Origin of the sequence: Corallococcus terminator (assembly GCF_003611635.1) — a bacterium.
In the GTDB taxonomy this organism is placed as follows: Bacteria; Myxococcota; Myxococcia; order Myxococcales; family Myxococcaceae; genus Corallococcus; species Corallococcus terminator.
Window position 1 is genome coordinate 1 of sequence record NZ_RAVZ01000169.1, and the last position, 20,773, is coordinate 20,773.

Sequence of the window (20,773 nt, forward strand, 5' to 3'; positions counted from 1 at the left end):
CAGAACGACGGGGCGGAGGCGGCCGGGACATGGGAGGATGACCCTTTACGGGATGGGGCGGCTTGTCGGAATGTCCGGAGCTCAGCGGTGTTGAGCCGGACGCCCGGGAACCCTAGGCTGCCCGCCGCCCAGGCCGACAGAGGGGACATGAACACCGACATCCGCGCGCTCACTGAACGCGTGCAGCAGGAAAGCAGCTTCGTCGAAGTCCTCAACCAGGAGACCGGCAAGGTCATCGTCGGGCAGCGGTACATGCTCGAACGCATCCTCATCGGCCTGTTGTGCAACGGCCATGTCCTCCTGGAGGGTGTGCCTGGCCTTGCCAAGACGCTGACCGTGCGCACCGTGGCGGACTCGCTGAGCGCCACCTTCATGCGCGTCCAGTTCACCCCGGACCTGCTGCCGGCGGACCTGGTCGGCACGATGATCTACAACCAGCAGACGGCCGCCTTCACCGTCCGCAAGGGGCCCATCTTCGCGAACATCGTCCTGGCGGACGAAATCAACCGCGCCCCCGCCAAGGTCCAGTCCGCCCTGCTGGAGGCCATGGCCGAGCGCCAGGTCACCATCGGCGACCAGACCTTCGGACTGCCCTCGCCCTTCCTCGTGCTGGCCACCCAGAACCCCATCGAGCAGGAGGGTACCTACCCCCTGCCCGAGGCCCAGGTGGACCGCTTCATGCTCAAGGTGAAGGTGGGCTACCCGACCCGTGATGAAGAGAAGGTCATCATGGACCGGATGTCCGGTGGCTCGTCTCCGAAGGCCCAGAAGGTCATCGCGCTGGAGCACCTGGTGCGGGCGCGCGAGCTCGTCCACTCCATCTACATGGACGAGAAGGTGAAGGAGTACATCCTCAACGTGGTGTTCGCCACGCGCGAGCCCGCGCGCTACGGGCTCAAGGACCTGGCGGACTACATCCAGTTCGGCGCCTCGCCGCGCGCGACCATCTCCCTGGCTCAGGCGGCGCGTGCGCACGCGTTCCTGCGCCACCGCGGCTTCGTCACGCCGGAGGACGTGAAGGCCATCGCCTTCGACGTGCTCCGTCACCGCATCGCGATGACGTACGAGGCCGAGGCCGAGGAACTCACCCAGGAGAAGATCATCCAGCGCGTCTTCGACCGCGTGGAAGTCCCCTGACGGCCCGCGCGCCGCCCGAGAACGCCCCGTGCTGCCCAAGGACCTCATCCGCCGCATCCGCAAGTTGGAGATCCGCACCCGCAAGGTGGTCTCCGACATGCTCGCCGGTCAGTACCACTCGGTGTTCAAGGGCCGCGGCATGGCCTTCTCCGAGGTGCGGCAGTACCAGCCCGGCGACGAGATCCGGTTCATCGACTGGAACGTCACCGCGCGCATGAACGAGGCGTTCATCAAGGTCTTCACCGAGGAGCGCGAGCTCACGGTGATGCTCCTGGTGGACGTGTCCGCCTCCAACGAGTTCGGCTCGAAGGACCGCACCAAGGCGGAGGTCGCCGCGGAGGTCGCGGCGCAGATCGCGTTCAGCGCCATCGCGAACAACGACCGGGTGGGGCTCATCCTCTTCTCGGACCGGGTGGAGAAGGTCGTCCCGCCGCGCAAGGGGCGCACGCACGTGCTCAGGCTCGTGAGCGACATCCTCACCTTCAAGCCAAAGGGCCGGGGCACGGACCTGGCGGCGGGGCTCACGTACCTGACGCAGGTGGCGAAGCGGAAGGCCGTGACGTTCCTCGTGTCGGACTTCCTCGCGACGGGCTACGAGAAGCCGCTGCGCCTCGTGGGCCGCAAGCACGACCTCGTGCCCGTGGTCATCGAGGATCCGCTGGAGCAGGTGTTCCCGCGCCACGGCCTCGTGGAGATGGAGGACCCGGAGACAGGGGAGCGCTTCGTCGTGGACACCAGTTCCCCCAGCGTGCGCGGCCGGTTCTCTCGCGCGATGCAGGCCCAGCGCGACGAGCGCCGCAAGCTGTTCCGCAAGCTGGAGCTGGACCACGTGGAATTGCGCGCCGGTGACGACCACGGCAAGGCGCTGGCGCAGTTCTTCAGGGCGCGTGCCCGGAGGATGGCGTCATGAGGCAGGCCCTCGTCCTGGCGGCGGTGTTGCTCTTCGGTGTCCCGGTGGCGCGTGCGCAGGCGCCAGCTCCGGCGGCGCAGGCCCCGGTGGCGCTGGAGTCGGTGACGCCCACGGCGGCGTCCGCGCGGGTGGAGCCGGAGTCGGTGCACATCGGTGAGCCGTTCGTGTACCAGGTGACGCTCACGCACCCGAAGGATCAGCGCTACGAGCTGGTGGCGCCCAAGGGGGACGACAGCTCCGTGGAGCTGCTCCAGCAGACGCGCCAGCGGCAGGACGGACCCAACGACGCGACCACGTCGTTCGGCCTGCGCTTTTCCGCGTTCGAACTGGGCACGGTGGCGCTTCCGGACCTCGCCTTCGACGTGGCGACGCCGGAGGGTCCCCGTCGCTTCGTGCTCAAGGGCAAGTCCGTGGAGGTGGGCTCCACGCTGCCGCCGGACGCGAACGGGCAGGGCGCGGAGCTGTTCGACTACCAGCCGCCCCAGGAGCTGCCCATCCGTTCGTGGACGCTGCTCTACGCGCTGGCGGTGGCGCTGGCGGTGGGGCTGCTCGCCTGGGCGCTGATTCGTTGGTGGCAGCGGCGGCCCAAGCGGGAGAAGGTCATCCCGGTGCTGCCGCTGGACGTGCGCGTGCGCCAGTCGCTGGACGCGCTCAAGCGCGAGGACCTGCCTGGCCGGGGCCTCGTGAAGGACTTCTACGTCCGCCTCTCCGAAATCGTGCGTGGCTACCTGGGCGAGCGCTACGACTTCGAGGCCCTGGAGTGCACGTCGTTCGAACTGATGACGCACCTGCGGAAGATTCCCACGCCGGGGCTCCCCGAGGATGCGTTGATGCGCTTCATCTCCGAGTCGGACCTGGTGAAGTACGCCCGAGCCGACGCCTCTCCTGAAACCTGCGCGCTGTCGCTGGCCTTCGGCTACGACCTGCTGGCCAAGACGTACGTCGTCCCCCCTCCGCCCCCCACGCCCGATGCCTCCGGACCTCGCGTTCAATAACCCGGAGGCGCTCTGGGCCCTGCTGCTGGCGCCGTTGCTGCTCGTGCTCGCCTTCTGGGAGCGCCGCCGCCGCGCCACGCTGCGTTTCTCCGCCGCGCACGTCTTCGCGAAGGGAGGGCGCGGCCTGCGCACGTACCTGCTGCCGCTGTTGCCCTTCCTGCGCGCGGCGGCAGTGGTGGCGGCCGTCGTCGCCATCGCCCGGCCCCAGTCGCGGGACTCGCGCGTGCGGGACTTGTCCGTGGAGGGCATCGACATCGTGGTGGCGCTGGACCTGTCCACGTCCATGGAGGCGGGCGACTTCCGTCCGCAGAACCGCCTCAACGTGGCGAAGGAAGTGCTCGCGGAGTTCATCACCGGCCGCGTGAACGACCGCCTGGGCCTGGTGGTGTTCTCTGGCGCTGCGTACACGCAGTCGCCGCTGACGCTGGACTACGGCGTGCTCAAGGAAGTGCTCAAGCAGTTGCGCACCCGCGTGCTGGAGGACGGCACCGCGATTGGTGACGCCATCGCCACCTCGCTCAACCGCCTGCGGGACTCCGAAGCGAAGAGCCGGGTGGTGGTGCTGATCACCGACGGCGACAACAACGCCGGCAAGATTTCCCCGCTGGACGCGGCGAACATGGCCGCGTCGCTCCACATCCCCATCTACACCATCCTCGTGGGCAAGGGCGGCAAGGTGCCCTTCCCGCAGGGCACGGACCTGTTCGGCAATACCGTATGGCGTGAGACGGAGATCCCCATCAACCCGGAGCTGATGCAGGACATCGCGGACCGCACCGGCGGCGAGTACTACCGCGCCACCGACCCGGAAGGCCTCAAGCAGGGCCTGCAGAAGGTGCTGGACGCGTTGGAGCGCTCGAAGCTGATGGAGGGCGGTGCCAGCGCCACGTACCGGGAGAACTTCCATCCGTTCCTGCTCGCGGCCTTCGGGCTCGCGGCGCTGGAGCTGCTGCTGCGCGCCACCTTCTTGCGGGTGTTTCCATGACGCCGGGCATGGAGGCATGGCGCTTCACGCTGCTGGGCTACCAGGTGGGCCTCGCGCAGCCGCTGTTCCTGCTGCTGTTCGTGATGGGCCTGCTGTTGGGGGCGCTCGTGCTCGTGAAGGCGCTGGGCCGCAGGACGCGGCTGTCGGCGCTCATCGCGGAGCGGCACGTGGCCACGCTCGCGCCGGGCGTGTCCGTGTGGCGTCCGGCGGTGCAGGGCAGCCTGTACGGCTTGGGGTTGATGATGTTCGGGCTCGCGCTCGCGCAGCCCCAGTGCGGCACGAAGAGCGAACTGACGAAGCGCCGGGGCATCGACGTGGTGGTGGCGCTGGATGCCTCCAAGTCGATGCTCGCGCGCGACGTACAGCCCAGCCGCCTGGACCGGGCGCGCCTGGAGCTGAACACGCTTTTGGATGAGCTGAAGGGCGACCGCGCGGGCCTGGTGGTGTTCGCCGGGGACGCGTTCGTGCAGTCGCCGCTCACGTCGGACTACTCGGCGGTGAAGTTGTTCCTGCGCGCGGTGGATCCGGACGTGATGCCCCAGGGCGGCACCAACGTGGGCGCGGCGCTGAAGCTGGCCAAGCAGGTGCTGGACAACGCGGACCGCGGCTCCAAGGAGCGCGTGGTGGTGCTGCTGTCGGACGGCGAGGACCTCACGGGCGAGGTGCGCGAGGCCACGGACGCGCTCAAGGACGCGAACGTGCAGGTGCTCGCGGTGGGCGTGGGCTCCGACTCCGGTGAGCCCATCCCCGTGTACGACCGGCGCGGCGAGTTCGTGGACTACAAGAAGGACGGCAACGGTGACACGGTCATCACCCGCCTGGACCGCGCGGGCCTCACGGCCATCGCGGACGCGACGGGCGGCGCCTTCTTCTACCAACCCAACGGCGTGGCGATGGGCCAGGTGGTGGAGCGCATCGACCAGATGCAGAAGAGCGAGCTGGAGAGCCGCGTGACGGTCCGCTACGACGAACGCTTCCAGTTGTTCGCCATCCCCGGGCTGGTGCTGCTGGTGCTGGGCATGATGCTGCTGCCCTCGCGTCGGAGGGCGGCATGAAGGCGCGTTCGATGCGACGGCGCGCGACGCGCCTGGTGGCCACGGGGCTCGTGGGCCTGCTGGCCCTCCCAGGGCCCGCGTGGGCAGTGGGGCCGCTGGAGAAGGACCACCCGCTGGTGCAGCGCGGGCGTGAGGCCTACGCGGCGGGCCGCTACGAGGACGCGCTGCGCGACTTCGACGCGGCGAAGAAGGAGCGTCCTGGCGATCCGATCGTGGAGTTCAACCGCGCGGACGCGCTGGCGAAGCTGGGCCGTTCGGCGGAGGCGCGCGAGGCGTTCAAGCAGGTGGCGGAGGCCTCGCGCCAGCCCGACCTGACGCAGAAGAGTTGGTACAACCTGGGCAACCTCGCGGCCACGGCGGGGGACCGGAAGGAAGCGCTCAAGTCCTACCGGCGCGCGCTCACGTTGGATCCGACGGACCCCCTGGCCCGGCACAACTACGAGGTGGTGCTGCGCGACCTGCCGCCGCAGCAGCAGAACCAGCCGGATGGTGGCGCGGACGGGGGCCTGGACGGCGGTGACGACGGTGGGCGTCCGGATGGTGGCGAGGACGGCGGCCGGAAGGAAGACGGAGGCTCGCCGGTGGATGGCGGCGCCGATGGTGGCACGGATGGCGGATCCGACGGCGGCGCGGATGGCGGTTCCCCGGACGGCGGCGGCGACGGTGGCGCGGATGGCGGCGGTGGCGATGGCGGGCCCGGTGACGGCGGCGGCGCGGACGGCGGCCCGTCGGACGGTGGCGGCGACGGCGGCGCGGATGGTGGAGCCGACGGCGGCGGCGACGACGGCGAAGGCGACCCGAAGGACGGCGGCACGGACGGCGGCAGCGAGAGTGAAGACGAGTCCGAGGCGGACCGGCGCGATGGTGGCTCGCCCGCGGCAGACGTCGACCGGCAGGAGGCCGAGCGCCTGCTGGATGCGATGAAGCAGAACGAGAAGAATCTCCAGCTCTGGCGTTTCCAGCAGAAGAAGAAGCCGAGGAAGCCCAATGAGAAGGACTGGTAGCGGCCGCACGGCGCTGCTCGCCGTGCTCGCCCTCCTGGCCACGGCGCCGGCGTGGGCGGCGGACATCGAGTTCTACCAGACGGTGGATCGCACCGAGGTGGGCACCAACGACACCTTCAAGCTCACCGTGGTGGTGGTGGACGCGCCGTCCAACGGCAAGGTGCGCCTGCCCGAATCCGACGACTTCGAAATCCTGTCCTCGTCGCGCGGCAGCCAGCGCTCCATCTCGCTGTCGGGAGGCGGCCCCGCCGTCATCCAGGACATCACGCGCCATGAGCTGTTGATGCGCGCCACGCGCCCGGGACGGATGACGATTCCGCCCGCCACGCTCACCGTGGGCGGTCGCACGCTGCGCACCGACCCCGTCCAGATGACGGTGCGCGAGGGCCGCGCGGGCAACACGCCCCAGGCGCAGCAGGGCGGCCGGCCCGCCTTGCCGGATCCGTTCCGCAACTTCCGCAACGCACCGGATCCGTTCCGGGACGAGCCCGACGAGGACGACGCGCCGGTGATTCCGCGCGGGGATTCGGACCTGTTTCTGCGCGCGAGCCTGGACCGGGACGATCTCTACGTGGGCGAGCAGGCGACGCTGTCGCTCTACATCTACTCGCGCGTGGACCTGTCCAGCGTGGACGCCGTCACCATGCCCAAGCTGGAGGGCTTCTGGACGGAGGAGGTGGAGAGCCCCACGCAGTTGACGGGTGAGCAGAAGGTCGTGGACGGCATTCCGTACCGCGCCTACCTCCTGCGCCGCCGCGCGCTGTTCCCGGTGAAGTCCGGCACGCTGTCCATCAGCGCGGCGGAGGCGGACATCACCACGGGCTTCCTCTTCGCGGGCCACCGGGTGCACCGCATCTCCAACGCGTTGAAGGTGAAGGTGCGGCCACTGCCGTCGTCCGGGGCGCCGCCGAACATGTCCAACGCGAACGTGGGCACGTGGCGGCTGTCGCTGGACGTGTCGCAGACGCGCGTGGAGCTGGGGCAGCCCATCACGGTGAAGGTCATCCTGGACGGGGTGGGCAACGTGAAGAACGTCACCCCGCCGAAGCTCACGGGCCCCGCCGCGCTGAAAATCTATGAACCCACCACGACGGACCGGCTCACCCCCAACCGCAACCGCATCCAGGGCCGCCGCGTGGTGGAGTACCTGGTGATGCCGCAGCGCACGGGCACCTTCACGCTGCCCGCGTTGCAGTTCCCCTTCTTCGACCCGTCGCGCCGCCAGTACGAGGTGGCGCGCACCGACGCGGTGACGGTCACCGTGGAGGCGGGCGCGGGTGGGGTGTCCTCGCTGCCGTCGACGATGACGCCCTCGCAGGTGGCGGACGCGGCGAACGAGCAGAAGAACGTGCTCACCGCGAGTGGCCTGCGCCCGGTGCGCCACCAGGCGCACTTCGTGGGGCCGACCCAGCCCGTGTGGCTGCGGCCCTACTTCCTCGTGGGCGTGCTCGCGCCGCTGGGCCTGCTGGCGGGCGTGGCGTTCATCGGTGGCCTGCGGGGACAACTGGCGTCGCGGTCCCAGGCGGGCCAGGGCCGTCAGCAGGCGAAGGCCGCGCGCAAGCGGCTGGCGGAGGCGGAGAAGCTCAAGGCGGGCGCGGACGCGGGGGCCTTCTACGTGGAGGTGGAGAAGGCGATGGTCGGCTTCCTGGAGGCGCAGCTCGGCTCGCCCGTGGGGGGCCTGACGCGCGAGGCGCTCGGGGCGAAGCTGGCGACGGCGGGCGTGGGCGAGGAGGCGCGCACCCGCGTGCTCTTCGTGCTGGAGGCGTGCGACCTGGGCCGCTACGGCGGTGGCGTGGATCCGGGCGAACGGCGCAAGGTGCTGGCGACCGCGGCGGCGGTGATGGAAGGCTGGGCGGGATGAGCGACGCGGCGACCCAGGGCTACTACACCGCCGAGGAAGCGGAGGCCGTCTTCCAGCAGGCCAACGACGCCTACGTGCGCGAGGACTACCCGTCCGCGCAGGCCAGCTACGAGAAGCTCCTCTCCCACGGCTTCGGCGGGCCGGACGTGCTCTACAACCTGGGCACCACGCACCTGGCCCGGGGAGACCTGGGCCGCGCGGTGCTGTCGCTGGAGCAGGCCCGCAAGCAGGGGGGGCGCTCGGAGGACCTGGAGGCGAACCTGGCCCTGGCGCGTGCACGGCAGGTGGACAAGGTGGTGGGCGCCACCGCGGATGAAGCCTTCCTGCCCCGGCTGGCGGCGGCGACGGACGGCGCGGCGACGGCCTGGGTGTTCCTGGTGGCGTGGCTCGTGGGCTTCGCGCTCCTGCTCCTGAGGCGCGTATTCCCCCTGGCGCGGCGCACGGCGGTGGCGGTGGTGGCGGCGCTGTGCCTCACGGCGGCGGTGCCGGCGGGGTTCCTGCTGGCAGCGCACATCTGGGTGCACCAGAACGTCCATGAGGCGGTGGTGCTGGCCTCCACGCTGGTGGCGCGCGAGCTGCCCCGGGCCGAAGCGCGCTCGCTCTTCGAGGTGCACGCCGGCCTCAAGGTCCAGCTCCTGGAGGAGACGGGGAAGTACGTGCGCATCCGCCTGCCCAACGGCCTGGAGGGCTGGGCCGAGCGCGACGGCATCGCAGAAATCTAGCCGGGGCATGCCAGACCCTGGCGTCCATTGCCGTTCCGGGGAACCGGGCGTGGCCCGCTTTCGTACAGACGGGGAACACCCGACGTGGCCGTGCTGGACGCCGCCGGGGCAATGGCCTACGAGGGGCCCCGAGGAACCATGGCTGTCAACGCCCAGGCACCCTTCCACATCCTGCTCGTCGAGGACGAGCCCGTCATCCGCGAGCTGGTGCGCTCCATGCTGAGCGACGGCGCGGTGGACGTGGTGTGCGCTGCGCATGGGCTGGAGGGCCTGAAGCTGGCCCGCACGCAGCCCTTCCACCTCATCCTGATGGACGTGGTGCTGCCGCAGTTGGACGGCATCTCCGTGTGCCGCATCCTGAAGAGCGACCCGGCCACGGCGAAGGTGCCGCTCTACATGCTCACCGCGAAGGCGAAGAAGGCGGACGTGGAGAGCGCGACGCAGGCGGGCGCGGACGGCTACATCCACAAGCCCTTCCGGGGCGCGGAGCTGATGGACCTGGTGGAGCGGCTGCGCGCGGCTCGGACGGACGTCTAGGGCAGGTGCGGGTGGAGGAAGCGGGCCAGGGCGATGAGGTCGTCCCAGTCCAGCTCCCCGAACTCCAGCGCCACGCCGTCCACTTCACGGCGGCGGATGGTGCACATGGTGACGAGTTCGCGGTCGCCCGGCAGGGGCAGGGCGATGGTGAGCGCGCGCTGCGAATCCGCCGGGTGGGCCTGCAGGAACAGCCCGTTCATGGAGATGTCGCGCGCCTGCGCCTGCACGGTGCGGCCCGACAGGAGCACCTTGACCTGGAGCCGGGCTTCGACGCGCGGGTGGTAGCGCTCGGTCGTTCGGGGTCCGCCAGTGGGGGTCATCATCGGAGTGCTCGCCTTCGTGTGCGACAGGACGCGACAACTGTGATGCAGGTTGGAGCGGAGGCAAGTTTTCGGGCTGCCGTCCGGCGTCCCGCCCCGCGGACCCGGTGCCTCCGCGCCGGAGTCGCGCGTGGACGGGCAGGGGGCGAAGGCCCCTGTCGTTTCAGGCGTTTGAGAACTGGCACGGACGGTGGATTGCCACCCCGGCGAATCACTGCCGGAGGCACCTCGTGGAACCACCCGACCGCCGCATCTCCTCGTTGAGCATCGCCCAGACCGTTCCGCGCCAGACGCCCCAGAACGACTTCGGCCCCACGTTCGCGCGAGCGGCGCGCGAGGTGGTGCGCACGGGCGCCGGGCTCGTGGGCGGCATGCTGCCCGCAGGCGTTATCTCCAGCGCGGCGGTGTCTTCCACGCTGCGCGGCGCGGTGTCCGCGGCGGTGCCCTCACCGCTGGCGCTGACCGCGTCCGCGGCGGGAGGTACTTCGGCGACGGGGGGCATGGCCGCGACGTCCGCGCGCGCCACCAGCGCGGCGGGAACGACGGCCGGGACGCCGACGGGGCAGGGCGATGCCTGGGACATGCTGGAGGCGCAGAAGCTGATGAGCGCGGAGGGCCAGAAGTTCAACATGGCCTACCTCTCGCTCCAGAACGAGATGCAGAAGGAGAGCCGCGAGCACAACGCCATCTCCAACATCATGAAGGTCCGCCACGACTCGGCGAAGGCCGCCATCAACAACATCCGCTGAGGCGCGTTCGCGATGGCCATCGACAAGCTGGGAGCCGTAGGAGGCGCGGGTCCTTCACCCGCGCTGGAATCAGGTCGGGAGACGTTCGGCAAGGTGTTGGAAGAGGCGCGCACGCCCGTGGCGCGCGGCGTGCCGGTGACGACGGAGGGCCCACCGCGACAGGCGCGGACGCCAACGGAGGCGACCCCGGGGCCCGCGCGGGCCGAAGGGGTGGAGCGGGCGAAGGCGGGCTGCGCGGAGGCGGTGTCTCCGGGTGCGCGGGTGGATTCGGTGCGCGCGGCGCGCAGCCAGCAGGCGGTGGAGGTGTTGGACCGGGTGGGACAGGCGCAGCAGCGGCTGGACCACATCCTGAAGCTCGCCGAGTCCGGCCGCACGTTCAGCCCCACGGAGTTGCTCGCGCTCCAGGCCCACGTCTACCGCGCCAGCCAGGAGCTCGATCTCGCCGGCAAGGTCGTCGAGAAGGCCACCGGCGGCGTCAAGCAGGTCCTCCAGACCCAGGTTTGAGGAGTTTCTCTTCCCATGCGTTCCGCTCCCTTGCGCTGTCTCTTCTTCCTCCTGCTCCTGGGCGCTTCGGCGTGCCGGGAGCGCATCCAGCACGGCCTCGACGAGCGTCAGGCGAACGAGCTGCAGACGGTGCTCGTCGAGCGGGGGCTCGACGCGCGCAAGGTGCCCGAACCGGGCAAGAAACCCACCTGGGCCATCGAGGTGACGGACGCGCAGTCCTCGGACGCGGTGCGCATCCTGGCGGAGCTGGGGCTGCCCCGGCTCGCGGTGGAGTCCGGGTGCGACGTGTTCGGAGGCAGTGGCCTGGTGCGCTCCCCGCTGGAGGAGCAGGTCTGCCGTGTCCGGGTGATGGAGCGGGAGCTGGAGAAGACGCTCCAGACGGTGGATGGGGTGCTGCTGGCGCGGGTGCACCTGGTGGTTCCACCGCCGCCGAGGCCCGGACAGGGGCCCACGCCGTCGAAGGCGTCGGCCATGCTGCGCACGGTGCCGGGGGGCGCATCGCGCGTGCGCAAGTCGGCGGACATGCTGCGGGAGCTCCTCGCGGGAGGCGTGGAAGGGCTGTCCCCGGAGTCGGTGTCGCTGCTGGTGGACGAGGTGACGACGCGTGTGGAGTCGCCATCGCCCAAGGGAGGACCGGTGCCGTTGCGGCTGCGGGTGTTGCTCGCACTCCTGGGCGTGTTGGTGACGGGGCTGTCGGGGGCGCTCGTCTGGACGACGCTGCGATGGAGGCACTTCCGCGCCCTGGCGGAGAAGCCCCCCGTGGCCCCTCCGGCTCCGCCGACGCCCGCGCGACCGGTGGTGACCCCGGGCTCCGCGCGCAAGCTGGCCTGAGCGGGACATGAGATCCATGGAAGCCACACGCGTAGGGCGGGCGCTCCTCAAGGCGAGGAAGTTCTTTCACGCCCCCGAGGAGAAGCCGCCCGCGACGATGGTGGACCTCACCCTGCCGGCGTTGTCCCTGCCGCTGGAGCGCATCGCGCTGGTCGTCTGCGTCCTGGCGCGTGAGCGCGCCCCGGAGTTGTTGGAGGGACTGGTGGATGCGGAGGCGGGAAGGGCGCTGCGGCACCTGGAGCGGTTCGCCGCCATGCCCTCGGCGCTGCGACAGGCGAAGGTGGCGGTGGAGTTCGGCGAGCGCGCGGACTCCGCGAACCGGTTGACCGCCCTGCTCGACGCGGTGCCAGACGCCCTGCGCCGGGAGGTCTTCCGGAGGCTGCCGCCGTATCACCGCAGCCGCTTTCCCCAACTCGACGTGGAGGCTCCCACCGAGGAGCCCGCGCAGGTCCTGGTGGCCCTGGCGGAGCGGCGCATCCGCGAAGCCACGCGCTGAGCGGATCGGTTCAGGGAAGGCCATCCCGAACCGGGTACGCCGCATCCCGATACAGGACGTCCGCACCCCGCCAACACCCTGATTCCACGGGGCCGGTTCCTGGCCGTGCCCGTGCACAGGAGACGTGTGTCCTTTCGCCGCTTCGGAGTTCCGGATGGAAACGAGCCCTGGCAGAGCCCCCAGTCCCGCGAAGAAGTCCGCTCGCCCTTTTCGCCTGGGCGCCGCACGTCGGCTGACGCGCGCGCACCTGTTGCTGGGCCAGCGGCCCCAGGTGGCGCGATGGGGTGCGGAGCTGCTGCGCGACGTGGGCGCGGCACTGGCCCGAGATGTGGGGGCGGACGTCACGGTGGCGGGGCACCTGGTGGACGCGGCGGTCCAGCCGGAGCGGGAGCTGGCGCTGGGGGTGGTGTTCGGGCTCGTGGAACTGTCGGCGGTGGGGGGAACCGCCATCGTGGAGCTGGAGGTGCCGCTGGTCTTCGCGGCGCTGGCGCGGCTCGCGGGAACGGGGCTGCGACCGGGACCGGTGACGGAGCTGACGCGGCTGGAGGAGTCCACGCTGGTGTACCTGCTGCTGTCCGCCCTGGCGGCGATGCGCGGGCACGACGCGTGGATGCGGAGGCTGGCCCCACGGCTGTCCGCGGTGTCGATGCGGCGCAGTGACGTGCTGACGCGGGTGGATGCGCGCCAGCCCTACGTGGCGGTGTCGCTGTCCTTGTCGGTGGAGGGGCTGAAGGCGGGAGGTCGGGTGCTGCTGCCCGCGCGCGCCGTGCAGACCGCGTTCCAGGAGTTGCCGGAGGAGTCAGCGGAGGACATCGCGCCCCGGGGGCTCACCGCGTCGGTGCCCGCGCGCTGTCTCGTGGGGCGCAGCCCGTTGCAGCCCCTGGCCGTGGACGCGCTGTCCGCTGGAGACGTCGTGCTCTTCGAGGGCGTGAGCCTCCAGGACGGTCGTCTCCAGGGGAAGGGCAGGTTGGTGACCCGGGGCTTCGCGCTCGACGGCGAGTTTCGGGCGGACGGCTTTTCGACGGGATGCGTGCGCTCATACGCGGCCCGACAGGAGAAGGACATGGTGGCGACGAACAAGCGGAGCGAGGCGATGCCCCCGCTTCCGGTGGACGTGGAGATTGAACTGACGCGGTTGCTGTTGCCGCTGTCGGAGCTGGCGGCGTTGAAGCCAGGCACGCTGCTTCCGCTGCACGTCAACGCGAGCAGCCCCGTGTTGCTGCGCGTGGGCGACCGGGTGGTCGCGCGTGCGGAGTTGGTGGAAATCGAGGGTGAGGTGGGCGCCCGCATCCTGGCGTTGCTGCCATGAGCGCGCCGATGAACGCCCTCCTGACGTCCTTCTCCCCGCGAGGACGGCTGCTCTTCGCGGCGGCACTGCTCGTGGGGCTGGCGACGCTCGCACCCCTGGGGGGCTTGTCGCTGGTGGGCACTTCGCGGCTGCTGGTGGGAGCGCTGGTCCTGGCGGGGTTGGGCTGGGGGCTGGTCCGCAAGGGACGCGAAGCCAGAGACAGGGGCGCCCCCTGTCCCGCACCCCTGAGCATCGTCACCCGGACCGGCCTCTCTCAGCGCTGCGGTCTTGCGCTCGTGGACGTGGAGGGCCGTCGCTACCTCGTGGCGTACGGAGACACCTTCGCGGAGATCCACGAGACCCGAGGTGCGGCGGTTGCTCCCGCACCCACGACCCGGCCGGCGGTGAAGCCTCGGGTGGACCTGGACCTGGAACCGACGGTGCTCTTCACCCGTGCGCAGCAGCCGCGGCCGGTGTGCGTCGCCTCGCGGAAGCGGGGCGGAGGATGAAGGCCCTGGGATTGGGCTGCGGACTGTTCCTGCCAGCACTTGCATCCGCCGCGGAGACCTCCCTGGCGCAGGCGTCGTACGCGGGCAGTCCGCTGGCGATGATGGGGATGCTCGCGCTCCTGTCGCTGTTGCCGTTCGCGGTGTTGATGCTGACGAGCTTCTCGAAGATCGCCGTGGTGCTCTCCCTGGCCCGCTCGGCGATGGGTACGCAGCAGGCGCCGCCGACGCTGGTGCTGACGGGGCTCGCGGTGGTGCTGACGGGGCACATCATGGCGCCGGTGATGGAGCGCATGTACGACGCGGGGCAGGCCGCGTACGACGAGGTGCATTCCGGCGCGCAGGTCCTCTCCGCCGCGAAGCAGGTGACGGAGCCCCTGCGCGGTTTCCTGATGAAGCACGGCAGTCCGGAGGAGCGTGCGCGCTTCGTGGACCTGGCCCGGGAGCTGCGGCCCCCGGAAGAGTCGGAGCAGGTGCAGGAGTCCGACCTGTTCGTCGTCATCCCCGCGTTCGTCATCACCGAGCTGAAGGAAGCCTTCCAGATTGGCTTCATCGTCTTCCTGCCCTTCCTGGTGCTCGACATGGTCATCGCGAACGTGCTGCTCGCGCTGGGCATGCAGACGCTATCTCCGAGTCAGGTGAGCCTGCCTTTCAAGATCCTCCTCTTCGTCGCCGTGGATGGCTGGGCCCTGCTCGCGCGCGGTCTCATCCTCGGCTACCGGTGATGTCATGACCCAGGACATCCTGCTCACGCTGGGGCGCGAGGCCCTGCTGTTGATGGTGCTCGCGTCGCTGCCGCCCATCGGCGCGAGCATGTTGGTGGGCTTCCTGATGAGCCTCTTCCAGGCCACCACGCAGTTGCAGGAGAGCACGCTGTCGGTGGTCCCCAAGCTGTGCGCGGCGGTGCTGTCGCTGGTGTTGGCGGGCCCATGGATCGCAGGACAGCTCACGCTCTTCACCCGGCAGTTGCTGACGCTCATCGCGGACGTGGCGTTGTGAACCCGGAAGCGTTGGGTGAGCAGATCCTCGCGCTGGGGCCTCACGTCATCGCGGTATCGCTGTGCGCCGCGCGTCTCGTGCCCATCGCGTTCCTCTGTCCATTGCTGGGGGGACAGGCCGCGCCGACGACGGTCCGCCTGGGACTGGTGCTCGCGCTGTCGCTCTTCCTGCACCTCGAAGCGGGCGTGGACCTTCCCGGTCCGGTGGAGACGCCCGTCGTGATGGCGGCGCTCGTGGTGCGCGAGCTGGCCTACGGCGTCTCGGTAGGCCTCGTGTCCGCGCTGCCTTTCGATGCGGCGAGGATGGGAGGCCGCTTCATCGACCTCTTCCGGGGGACCTCCGCGGAGGCGAGCCTCCCCATGGCGGGGAGCCGTGAGTCCGCCACGGGTGATGGGCTGTACCACCTGCTCGTGGCCCGGGTGGTGTCGGGTGCCCTGTTCCCGCTGGTCCTCTCGTCCCTGTTGCGTGGCTTCGGCGTGGTGCGGCTGGGCGCCTTCGTGCCCACCGAAGCCGCGACCCTGCACGTGGTGGTGATGGTCGGCGGGGCCATGGCCACGGGACTGGCTGTGGGGGCGCCGGTGGCCGCGGCGACGCTCGCCGTGGATTGCTTCCTGGGCATGGCGTCCCGGGCGGCGGCGCAGGTGAACCTCCAGGAGTTGGGGACGCCGCTGCGCATCCTCGGAGGCGGAGCCCTGTTGTGGCTGGGCGTCGGACTCTTGTGTGAGCGACTGCTCGCGAGCGTGGCGTCGACCGAGGGCGCACTGGCGCTGCTGGGCGAGGTCGCGCGATGAGCGGGGAGAAGACGGAACAACCCACGGCCAGACGGCTGCGGGAGGCGAGGCGCAAGGGCCAGTTTCCCCGCAGCCGCATGTTGTCCTCCAGCGCCGCGACCCTGGGTGGGCTGCTGGCCTTCACCGCCTTTGCGCCGGAGGGCTTCGCACGGCTGAAGGACTGGGCCGCGCGGCTGCTGCTGGAGCAGACCCTTCCGGGGGCCTGGGAGGAAGGTGCGTGGGTCGCCGCGCGGCTGTGTGGACCCGCGCTGGGAGGTGCGCTCGCGGCGTCCCTTGCCGTGTCGGTGGCCACCGTGGGCTTCGAGATGGATGCGCGGCATGCCGCTCCGAAGTTCGAACGCATCAATCCGGCGGCGGGCCTCAAACGCCTCTTCAGCCTCCAGCCCCTGGTGGAGATGGGAAAGGCGCTGGTCGTGGCGACGCTGCTGGCGCTGTGGGTCTGGAGCGAGGTGGATACGGTGGGGCCCGATGCCCTGCGCACCGCGTGGCTCGATGGGACGCGGGGGATGGAGTTCCTGGTCGGCCGCCTGGCGGCGCTGCTCGTCCAACTGGCGTGGGTGGTGCTGGGGTGTGGTGCCGTGGACTACGCGCTCGCCCGGCGTCGGCATCTGCGCGACCTGATGATGACCCGCGAAGAGGTCCGGCGGGAGCACAAGGAAAGCGAGGGTGACCCGCGCCACAAGGGACAGCGCAAGGCCCTGCACCGCCAGCTCGCGCAGGGCGGTCCGGCACGTGGAGTGCAAAAGGCCACCGCGGTGATCGTCAACCCCACGCACATCGCGGTCGCGCTCCGCTACGAAGCAGGCGAATGCGACGCGCCCTATCTCGTGGCCAAGGGCCGTGAGGAGGACGCGCTCGCGCTCAAGGAAGAGGCACGTCGGCAGGGCATCCCGGTGATCCGCGATGTGCCCCTGGCCCGCAGCCTCATCCACTTCGACGTCGGGGAGTCCATCCCCGAGGAGCTGTACCAGGCGGCGGCCGTCGTGCTGCGGACCGCGATGGAGACGCGCGAGACGGACGACCGTCCACGGAGACAGACGTGAAGAACCCACTCATGAAGGTGTTGCTGAAGGCCCGCCAGTCCTCGGACGTGGTGCTCGCGGTGGCGATGGCCGCCGTGCTGGGCGCGCTCATCATCCCGTTGCCGGCCTGGCTCCTGGACGTGGGGCTCGCGGTGAACCTCGCCGCCTCCGTGTCGCTGCTGGTCGCGGCGCTCCACGCGAAGGACGCGCTGCGGGTGACGTCCTTCCCGACGTTGCTCCTCTTCACCACGCTGTTCCGGCTGTCACTCAACGTGTCCTCCACACGGCTGGCCCTGTCGGAAGGTCACGCGGGCGAAGTCATCCAGGCCTTCGGCGAGTTCGTGGTGCGCGGTGACTACGTGGTGGGCGCGGTGGTGTTCGCCATCCTCACGCTGGTCCAGTTGCTGGTGGTGACCAAGGGTGCGGAGCGGGTCGCGGAGGTGTCCGCGCGCTTCACGCTGGACGCGATGCCCGGCAAGCAGATGTCCATCGATGCCGACCTGCGTGCGGGCGCCATCGACCAGACGGCGGCCCGCCGTCGTCGGCGCGACCTGGAGCGCGAGTCCCAGATGTTCGGAGCCATGGATGGCGCGATGAAGTTCGTGAAGGGGGACGTCATCGCGGGCCTGGTCATCGTCGCGGTGAACCTGCTGGGCGGCACCCTCATTGGCGTGTTGCAGAACGGCCAGTCCTTCTCCGAAGCCGCCGCCACCTTCGCCCTCATCGCCATCGGTGACGGGCTCGTGTCCCAGGTGCCCTCGCTGTGCATCGCGGTGGCCGCGGGCCTCGTCGTCACGCGGGTGGCCTCGGAGAAGGAGGAGGACTCGCTGGGCACGGAGATTGGCACCCAGTTCTTCGGGGACCCCCGGACGCTGGGCATCGTCGCGGGGCTGTGCGTGGCGCTGGCCTTGATGCCGGGCATGCCGCACCTGACCTTCCTCGCCCTGGCCTCAGGCCTCGGGGGGCTGGGATATGCGCTGCGGCGCAAGGCACCGGAGGCCTCGGACAAGGCCCTCGCGAAGGAGGGGACTCCGGCGGGGGCCACTGTTCCCGTCGGCGCGGCGGGCAAGCCTCCGGAGAGCGCGGCTGCGCCGGTGGGGGTGGCCCCGCTCACGCTGGATCTGTCCTCGTTGCTGACACCCCTCGCGGAAGCCGACGGCGGCGCCTTCGTGCACACGGTGCTGAACGGGGTTCGCGATGAGCTCTTCTTCGAACTGGGCGTGCGCATCCCCGGCATCCGCGTGCGGACCCAGGCCGCGTACCTGGGCCCGGGCGAATACCGCCTCCTCCTGGACGAGGTGCCCGCCGGTGGGGGCGTGGTGCTGCCCGGGGCCCTCTATGCGCTCGTTCCTCCTGGAGAGCTGGCCTTCCTGGAGGTCCAGGCGGAGGCCTCCGTGGAGCCCGCCACAGGCCGTTCCATCAGCCGGGTAGGGGAGGGTGCCCGCTCCCGGCTGGAGCTGGCCCAGGTGTCCCTGCGCAAGCCCGCGGAGCTCATCGCGGACCATCTGCGCGCCGTGCTCCGCCTTCGCGCCTCCGCGCTCCTGGGGCTCCAGGAGGTGCAGGGACTGTTGGAGGGGCTGGAGGCCCACGCGCCGGTGCTGGTGAAGGAAGCGCTGCAGAAGGTGCCGCTGCCGCTGCTGGTGGACGTGCTGCGACGGCTCGTGCAGGAGCAGGTGAGCATCCGGGACCTGCGCGCCATCCTGGAGGCCCTGGTCGCCCCCACGACCGAAGGGGACGCGACCGCCCTGGCCGAGCGCTGCCGGCAGGCCCTGCACCGCTACCTGAGCCACCAGTTCGCTCCCACGGGCCCTTTGTACGCGTACCTCGTGGACCCGGAGGTCGAGGAGGTACTGCGCGCCAGCGGCCCCCGGGGGCCTGCTCCGGAGCCGGAGCGCGTGGTCGAAATCCTGGAAGGGGTGCGGCAGATCGCCACCGGTGGCCGGGCGGTGCTGCTCACGGCCCCGGACATCCGCCGGCCACTGCGCAAGCTGTGCGAGGGCCCGTTTCCGGACGTGGCGGTGCTCACCTACGGCGAACTGGATGGAGACCTTCAGATTCGCCCCATCGGCCGGCTGTCGCCGATCGCCGTGGGGCGGTGAGGCCTGGGGGCCCTACAACGTCGGTCCTACAGGGTCCCGGTGCCGCTGCTGCCCTTGAACTCGGAGGACGGCAGGTCCGACTGGGCCTGGAGGGGGGCGGGACGGTTGACGCGGTCGCGCAGTTCCTTGCCCGTGCGAAAGAGCAGGCCGCGCTTGGGCTTCACAGGGATGACCTGACCCGTCTTCGGGTTGCGGCCCTGGTAGCCCTGGTAGTTCTTCACGTGGAAGGCGCCGAGTCCGCGAATCTCGATGTTCTCGCCGCGGCAGAGCGCGTCCTTCATCGACTCGAAAATCGTCTCGATGGTTGCTTCAGCCTGCTTCTGGGTCACGCCTCGTTTGGCAACGAGGATGTTGATCAGATCGGACTTGAGCATCGGACGCTCCCGCAAACCCCGTGACCCCTTGGTGACAGGGCTCAATGGCCCGTGGTCGAGTCCCGAATACATAACAGAACACCTCCTCCTTGCAAGCCGGGTAGGCTCCCAACCCTCTAAAAACGTTACGGATTTCCGCTGCCAGCCGCTGCCTTGGGTGCCTCTGGAGCGACCGGGGCGAGCAGCCCTGGACGCAGGGGCGTCACGAGGTCCATCCACCGGGTGCGGCGCAGCAGGTCCACCCCCGCGCAGTCCGCCGCCTGGAACAGGGGTTCGAACTGTTCGAAGCCCGGGGCCCGGGGACCCGTCCAGGTTTCAGAGCCTCCGGAGATCATCACCCCGTGCACCGCGAGCGTGCTGTCCGCGAGCGTGAGCTCGGCGGGGTCCCTCGCCGGCCGCAGCCCTCCCCGGCGCGCCCGCTCCAGCAGGCGGGCTTCCACCAGCCGGTCGACGACCTCGTGCACGAGCGATTCGGGCACGCGCAGCCGCGTGGCCAGCTCCCGGGGCAAGGGCGGCGTCAGCCCATCCACCCAGCACAGCGTGACGTCCTGGGCGACGCGGGCGGCCACCAACTCGTAGGCGCGCGGATGGCTGCCGAAGGCGAAGAGCGAGTCGCGGAAGGACACGTGCTCCACCGCGTAGGACAGCCGGGCGCCGAACAGCATCACCAACCAGCTCACGTACACCCAGGCGAGGAACAGGGGCAGGGCGCCCAGCGACGCGTACAGCGGGTTGTAGAGGAAGCTGCGCGCGGCGAACTCGGCGTACACCTGCTTCGCCACCATCCACCCCACGCCGGCCACCAGCCCCCCCGCCAGCGCCGAGCGCACGCGCACGTGGGCGAACGGCGTCCAGAGGTACAGCAGCGTCAGGCTGCCGATGGCGATGAGCATGGTGCCCATCCCGATGAACAGCGGCGCGGAGGGCGCGTGGGTCTGCAGCAGCAAGCGGACCCGGCCCGTGCCCGAAAACGAGATGGCCAGGAAGATGGGGCCCAGGAGCAGCAGCCCGGCGTAGATGGACAGGCGCGTCAGCCACGGACGCTGGCGCCGGATGCCCCACAGCTCGTTCACCGCGCCGTCGATGTGGCGCAGCAGCGAGCCCGCGGACATCAGCACCGCGAGGAAGCCGATGCTGCCCACGGCGATGGAGCTGCCCGGGTGCAGGAACCGGTCGAGCAGGGCGGCGGACTCTTCGCTGACCCCCGGTGCCAGGACCTCGGAGATGACGAAGCGCAGCTTCTTCTGGAACTGCTCCTGGTGGAGCGTGCGCAAGAGCACGAGCCCCACCGTCAAGAGCGGCACCAGCGAGAACATGCTGATGTACGTGAGGGCCGCGGCGCGAAGGCGCAGGTTCTCGCCCATGAAGCCGCGCGCCACCGTCCGCCCCGCGAGGATGATGTCCGCCGCGAACCGGCCCCCGGACGTGCGCGCCACCGGAGCCCACACGCGGGAGGCCGTCGTGCGCGCCCAGGACCGCAGCCGGACCAGCCCCTGCCGATAGCGCCACCCCAGGCCCCTCCTCACGCGCACGCGCCCCTCCGGGGGCGCTGCTGCCCGGGTGAGGGCAGGCCACCGGGTTCCAAGGG

The 20,773-nt window shown here is 70.6% G+C and carries 23 protein-coding genes; 20 read left to right on the plus strand and 3 right to left on the minus strand.

Annotated elements, in window-relative coordinates; genetic code table 11:
* The first annotated feature begins 147 nt into the window (after positions 1–147).
* The 9 genes from D7V88_RS23115 to D7V88_RS23155 all read left to right on the plus strand — a co-directional run bounded on the left by D7V88_RS23115 (position 148) and on the right by D7V88_RS23155 (position 9,206).
* Positions 148–1,137: an AAA family ATPase gene (locus D7V88_RS23115; protein WP_120533102.1), complete on the plus strand. Its 990-nt coding sequence runs from the start codon at positions 148–150 to the stop codon at positions 1,135–1,137.
* Positions 1,138–1,165: 28 nt separating this feature from the next.
* Positions 1,166–2,047, plus strand: coding sequence for a DUF58 domain-containing protein (locus tag D7V88_RS23120; protein ID WP_120542820.1), 882 nt, complete (start codon positions 1,166–1,168; stop codon positions 2,045–2,047).
* Positions 2,044–3,042, plus strand: a complete 999-nt coding sequence (locus tag D7V88_RS23125; RefSeq protein ID WP_120542821.1) for a hypothetical protein — start codon at positions 2,044–2,046, stop codon at positions 3,040–3,042. The genes D7V88_RS23120 and D7V88_RS23125 overlap by 4 nt, the downstream gene beginning before the upstream one ends.
* The gene (locus tag D7V88_RS23130; RefSeq protein WP_120542822.1) at positions 3,017–4,027 is read left to right on the plus strand and encodes a vWA domain-containing protein; all 1,011 of its coding nucleotides are present in this window, start codon (positions 3,017–3,019) and stop codon (positions 4,025–4,027) included. Before D7V88_RS23125 ends, D7V88_RS23130 begins: the two co-directional genes overlap by 26 nt.
* Positions 4,024–5,082 carry a VWA domain-containing protein gene (locus D7V88_RS23135; protein WP_120542823.1) on the plus strand — a complete coding sequence of 353 codons (1,059 nt, stop codon included), beginning with the start codon at positions 4,024–4,026 and terminating at the stop codon, positions 5,080–5,082. Before D7V88_RS23130 ends, D7V88_RS23135 begins: the two co-directional genes overlap by 4 nt.
* Positions 5,079–6,086 carry a tetratricopeptide repeat protein gene (locus D7V88_RS23140; RefSeq protein WP_120542824.1) on the plus strand — a complete coding sequence of 336 codons (1,008 nt, stop codon included), beginning with the start codon at positions 5,079–5,081 and terminating at the stop codon, positions 6,084–6,086. The genes D7V88_RS23135 and D7V88_RS23140 overlap by 4 nt, the downstream gene beginning before the upstream one ends.
* Positions 6,070–7,947 (plus strand): BatD family protein, encoded by a 1,878-nt coding sequence (locus tag D7V88_RS23145; protein ID WP_120542825.1) that lies wholly within the window; start codon positions 6,070–6,072, stop codon positions 7,945–7,947. The genes D7V88_RS23140 and D7V88_RS23145 overlap by 17 nt, the downstream gene beginning before the upstream one ends.
* The gene (locus tag D7V88_RS23150) at positions 7,944–8,669 is read left to right on the plus strand and encodes a tetratricopeptide repeat protein (RefSeq protein ID WP_120542826.1); all 726 of its coding nucleotides are present in this window, start codon (positions 7,944–7,946) and stop codon (positions 8,667–8,669) included. Before D7V88_RS23145 ends, D7V88_RS23150 begins: the two co-directional genes overlap by 4 nt.
* Positions 8,670–8,807: 138 nt before the next feature.
* Positions 8,808–9,206: a response regulator gene (locus D7V88_RS23155; protein WP_120542827.1), complete on the plus strand. Its 399-nt coding sequence runs from the start codon at positions 8,808–8,810 to the stop codon at positions 9,204–9,206.
* Here D7V88_RS23155 and D7V88_RS23160 read toward each other — a convergent pair.
* On the minus strand, positions 9,203–9,529 hold the full coding sequence (locus D7V88_RS23160) for a PilZ domain-containing protein (RefSeq protein WP_120533093.1): 327 nt from the start codon (positions 9,527–9,529) through the stop codon (positions 9,203–9,205). The genes D7V88_RS23155 and D7V88_RS23160 overlap by 4 nt on opposite strands.
* 227 nt (positions 9,530–9,756) lie before the next feature.
* On the opposite strand from D7V88_RS23160, the gene D7V88_RS23165 reads away from it, so the two are divergent.
* The 11 genes from D7V88_RS23165 to D7V88_RS23215 all read left to right on the plus strand — a co-directional run bounded on the left by D7V88_RS23165 (position 9,757) and on the right by D7V88_RS23215 (position 18,811).
* On the plus strand, positions 9,757–10,275 hold the full coding sequence (locus tag D7V88_RS23165; RefSeq protein ID WP_120542828.1) for a hypothetical protein: 519 nt from the start codon (positions 9,757–9,759) through the stop codon (positions 10,273–10,275).
* 12 nt (positions 10,276–10,287) lie between these two features.
* On the plus strand, positions 10,288–10,779 hold the full coding sequence (locus D7V88_RS23170) for an ATP-dependent helicase HrpB (RefSeq protein ID WP_120542829.1): 492 nt from the start codon (positions 10,288–10,290) through the stop codon (positions 10,777–10,779).
* A gap of 15 nt (positions 10,780–10,794) precedes the next feature.
* On the plus strand, positions 10,795–11,610 hold the full coding sequence (locus tag D7V88_RS23175; RefSeq protein ID WP_120542830.1) for a flagellar M-ring protein FliF: 816 nt from the start codon (positions 10,795–10,797) through the stop codon (positions 11,608–11,610).
* A gap of 16 nt (positions 11,611–11,626) precedes the next feature.
* Positions 11,627–12,106, plus strand: coding sequence for a hypothetical protein (locus D7V88_RS23180; RefSeq protein ID WP_120542831.1), 480 nt, complete (start codon positions 11,627–11,629; stop codon positions 12,104–12,106).
* Positions 12,107–12,260: 154 nt separating this feature from the next.
* The gene (locus tag D7V88_RS23185; RefSeq protein WP_244238330.1) at positions 12,261–13,415 is read left to right on the plus strand and encodes a FliM/FliN family flagellar motor switch protein; all 1,155 of its coding nucleotides are present in this window, start codon (positions 12,261–12,263) and stop codon (positions 13,413–13,415) included.
* Positions 13,416–13,423: 8 nt separating this feature from the next.
* A complete protein-coding gene (locus D7V88_RS23190) occupies positions 13,424–13,903 on the plus strand; it encodes a hypothetical protein (protein ID WP_147448831.1) in 480 nt (159 codons plus the stop codon).
* Positions 13,900–14,625 carry a type III secretion system export apparatus subunit SctR gene (gene sctR / locus D7V88_RS23195; RefSeq protein ID WP_120542834.1) on the plus strand — a complete coding sequence of 242 codons (726 nt, stop codon included), beginning with the start codon at positions 13,900–13,902 and terminating at the stop codon, positions 14,623–14,625. Before D7V88_RS23190 ends, sctR begins: the two co-directional genes overlap by 4 nt.
* 4 nt (positions 14,626–14,629) lie before the next feature.
* Positions 14,630–14,899: a flagellar biosynthetic protein FliQ gene (locus tag D7V88_RS23200; protein ID WP_120542835.1), complete on the plus strand. Its 270-nt coding sequence runs from the start codon at positions 14,630–14,632 to the stop codon at positions 14,897–14,899.
* Positions 14,896–15,690: an EscT/YscT/HrcT family type III secretion system export apparatus protein gene (locus D7V88_RS23205; protein ID WP_120542836.1), complete on the plus strand. Its 795-nt coding sequence runs from the start codon at positions 14,896–14,898 to the stop codon at positions 15,688–15,690. The genes D7V88_RS23200 and D7V88_RS23205 overlap by 4 nt, the downstream gene beginning before the upstream one ends.
* Positions 15,687–16,733 carry an EscU/YscU/HrcU family type III secretion system export apparatus switch protein gene (locus D7V88_RS23210; RefSeq protein ID WP_120542837.1) on the plus strand — a complete coding sequence of 349 codons (1,047 nt, stop codon included), beginning with the start codon at positions 15,687–15,689 and terminating at the stop codon, positions 16,731–16,733. Before D7V88_RS23205 ends, D7V88_RS23210 begins: the two co-directional genes overlap by 4 nt.
* 11 nt (positions 16,734–16,744) lie before the next feature.
* On the plus strand, positions 16,745–18,811 hold the full coding sequence (locus D7V88_RS23215; RefSeq protein ID WP_120542840.1) for a flagellar biosynthesis protein FlhA: 2,067 nt from the start codon (positions 16,745–16,747) through the stop codon (positions 18,809–18,811).
* 26 nt (positions 18,812–18,837) lie between these two features.
* On the opposite strand, the gene D7V88_RS23220 is transcribed toward D7V88_RS23215, so the two are convergent.
* The gene (locus D7V88_RS23220; protein ID WP_120542838.1) at positions 18,838–19,185 is read right to left on the minus strand and encodes an HU family DNA-binding protein; all 348 of its coding nucleotides are present in this window, start codon (positions 19,183–19,185) and stop codon (positions 18,838–18,840) included.
* Between the two features lie 125 nt (positions 19,186–19,310).
* A complete protein-coding gene (locus D7V88_RS23225; RefSeq protein ID WP_167509873.1) occupies positions 19,311–20,675 on the minus strand; it encodes a YhjD/YihY/BrkB family envelope integrity protein in 1,365 nt (454 codons plus the stop codon).
* Between the last annotated feature and the right edge of the window lie 98 nt (positions 20,676–20,773).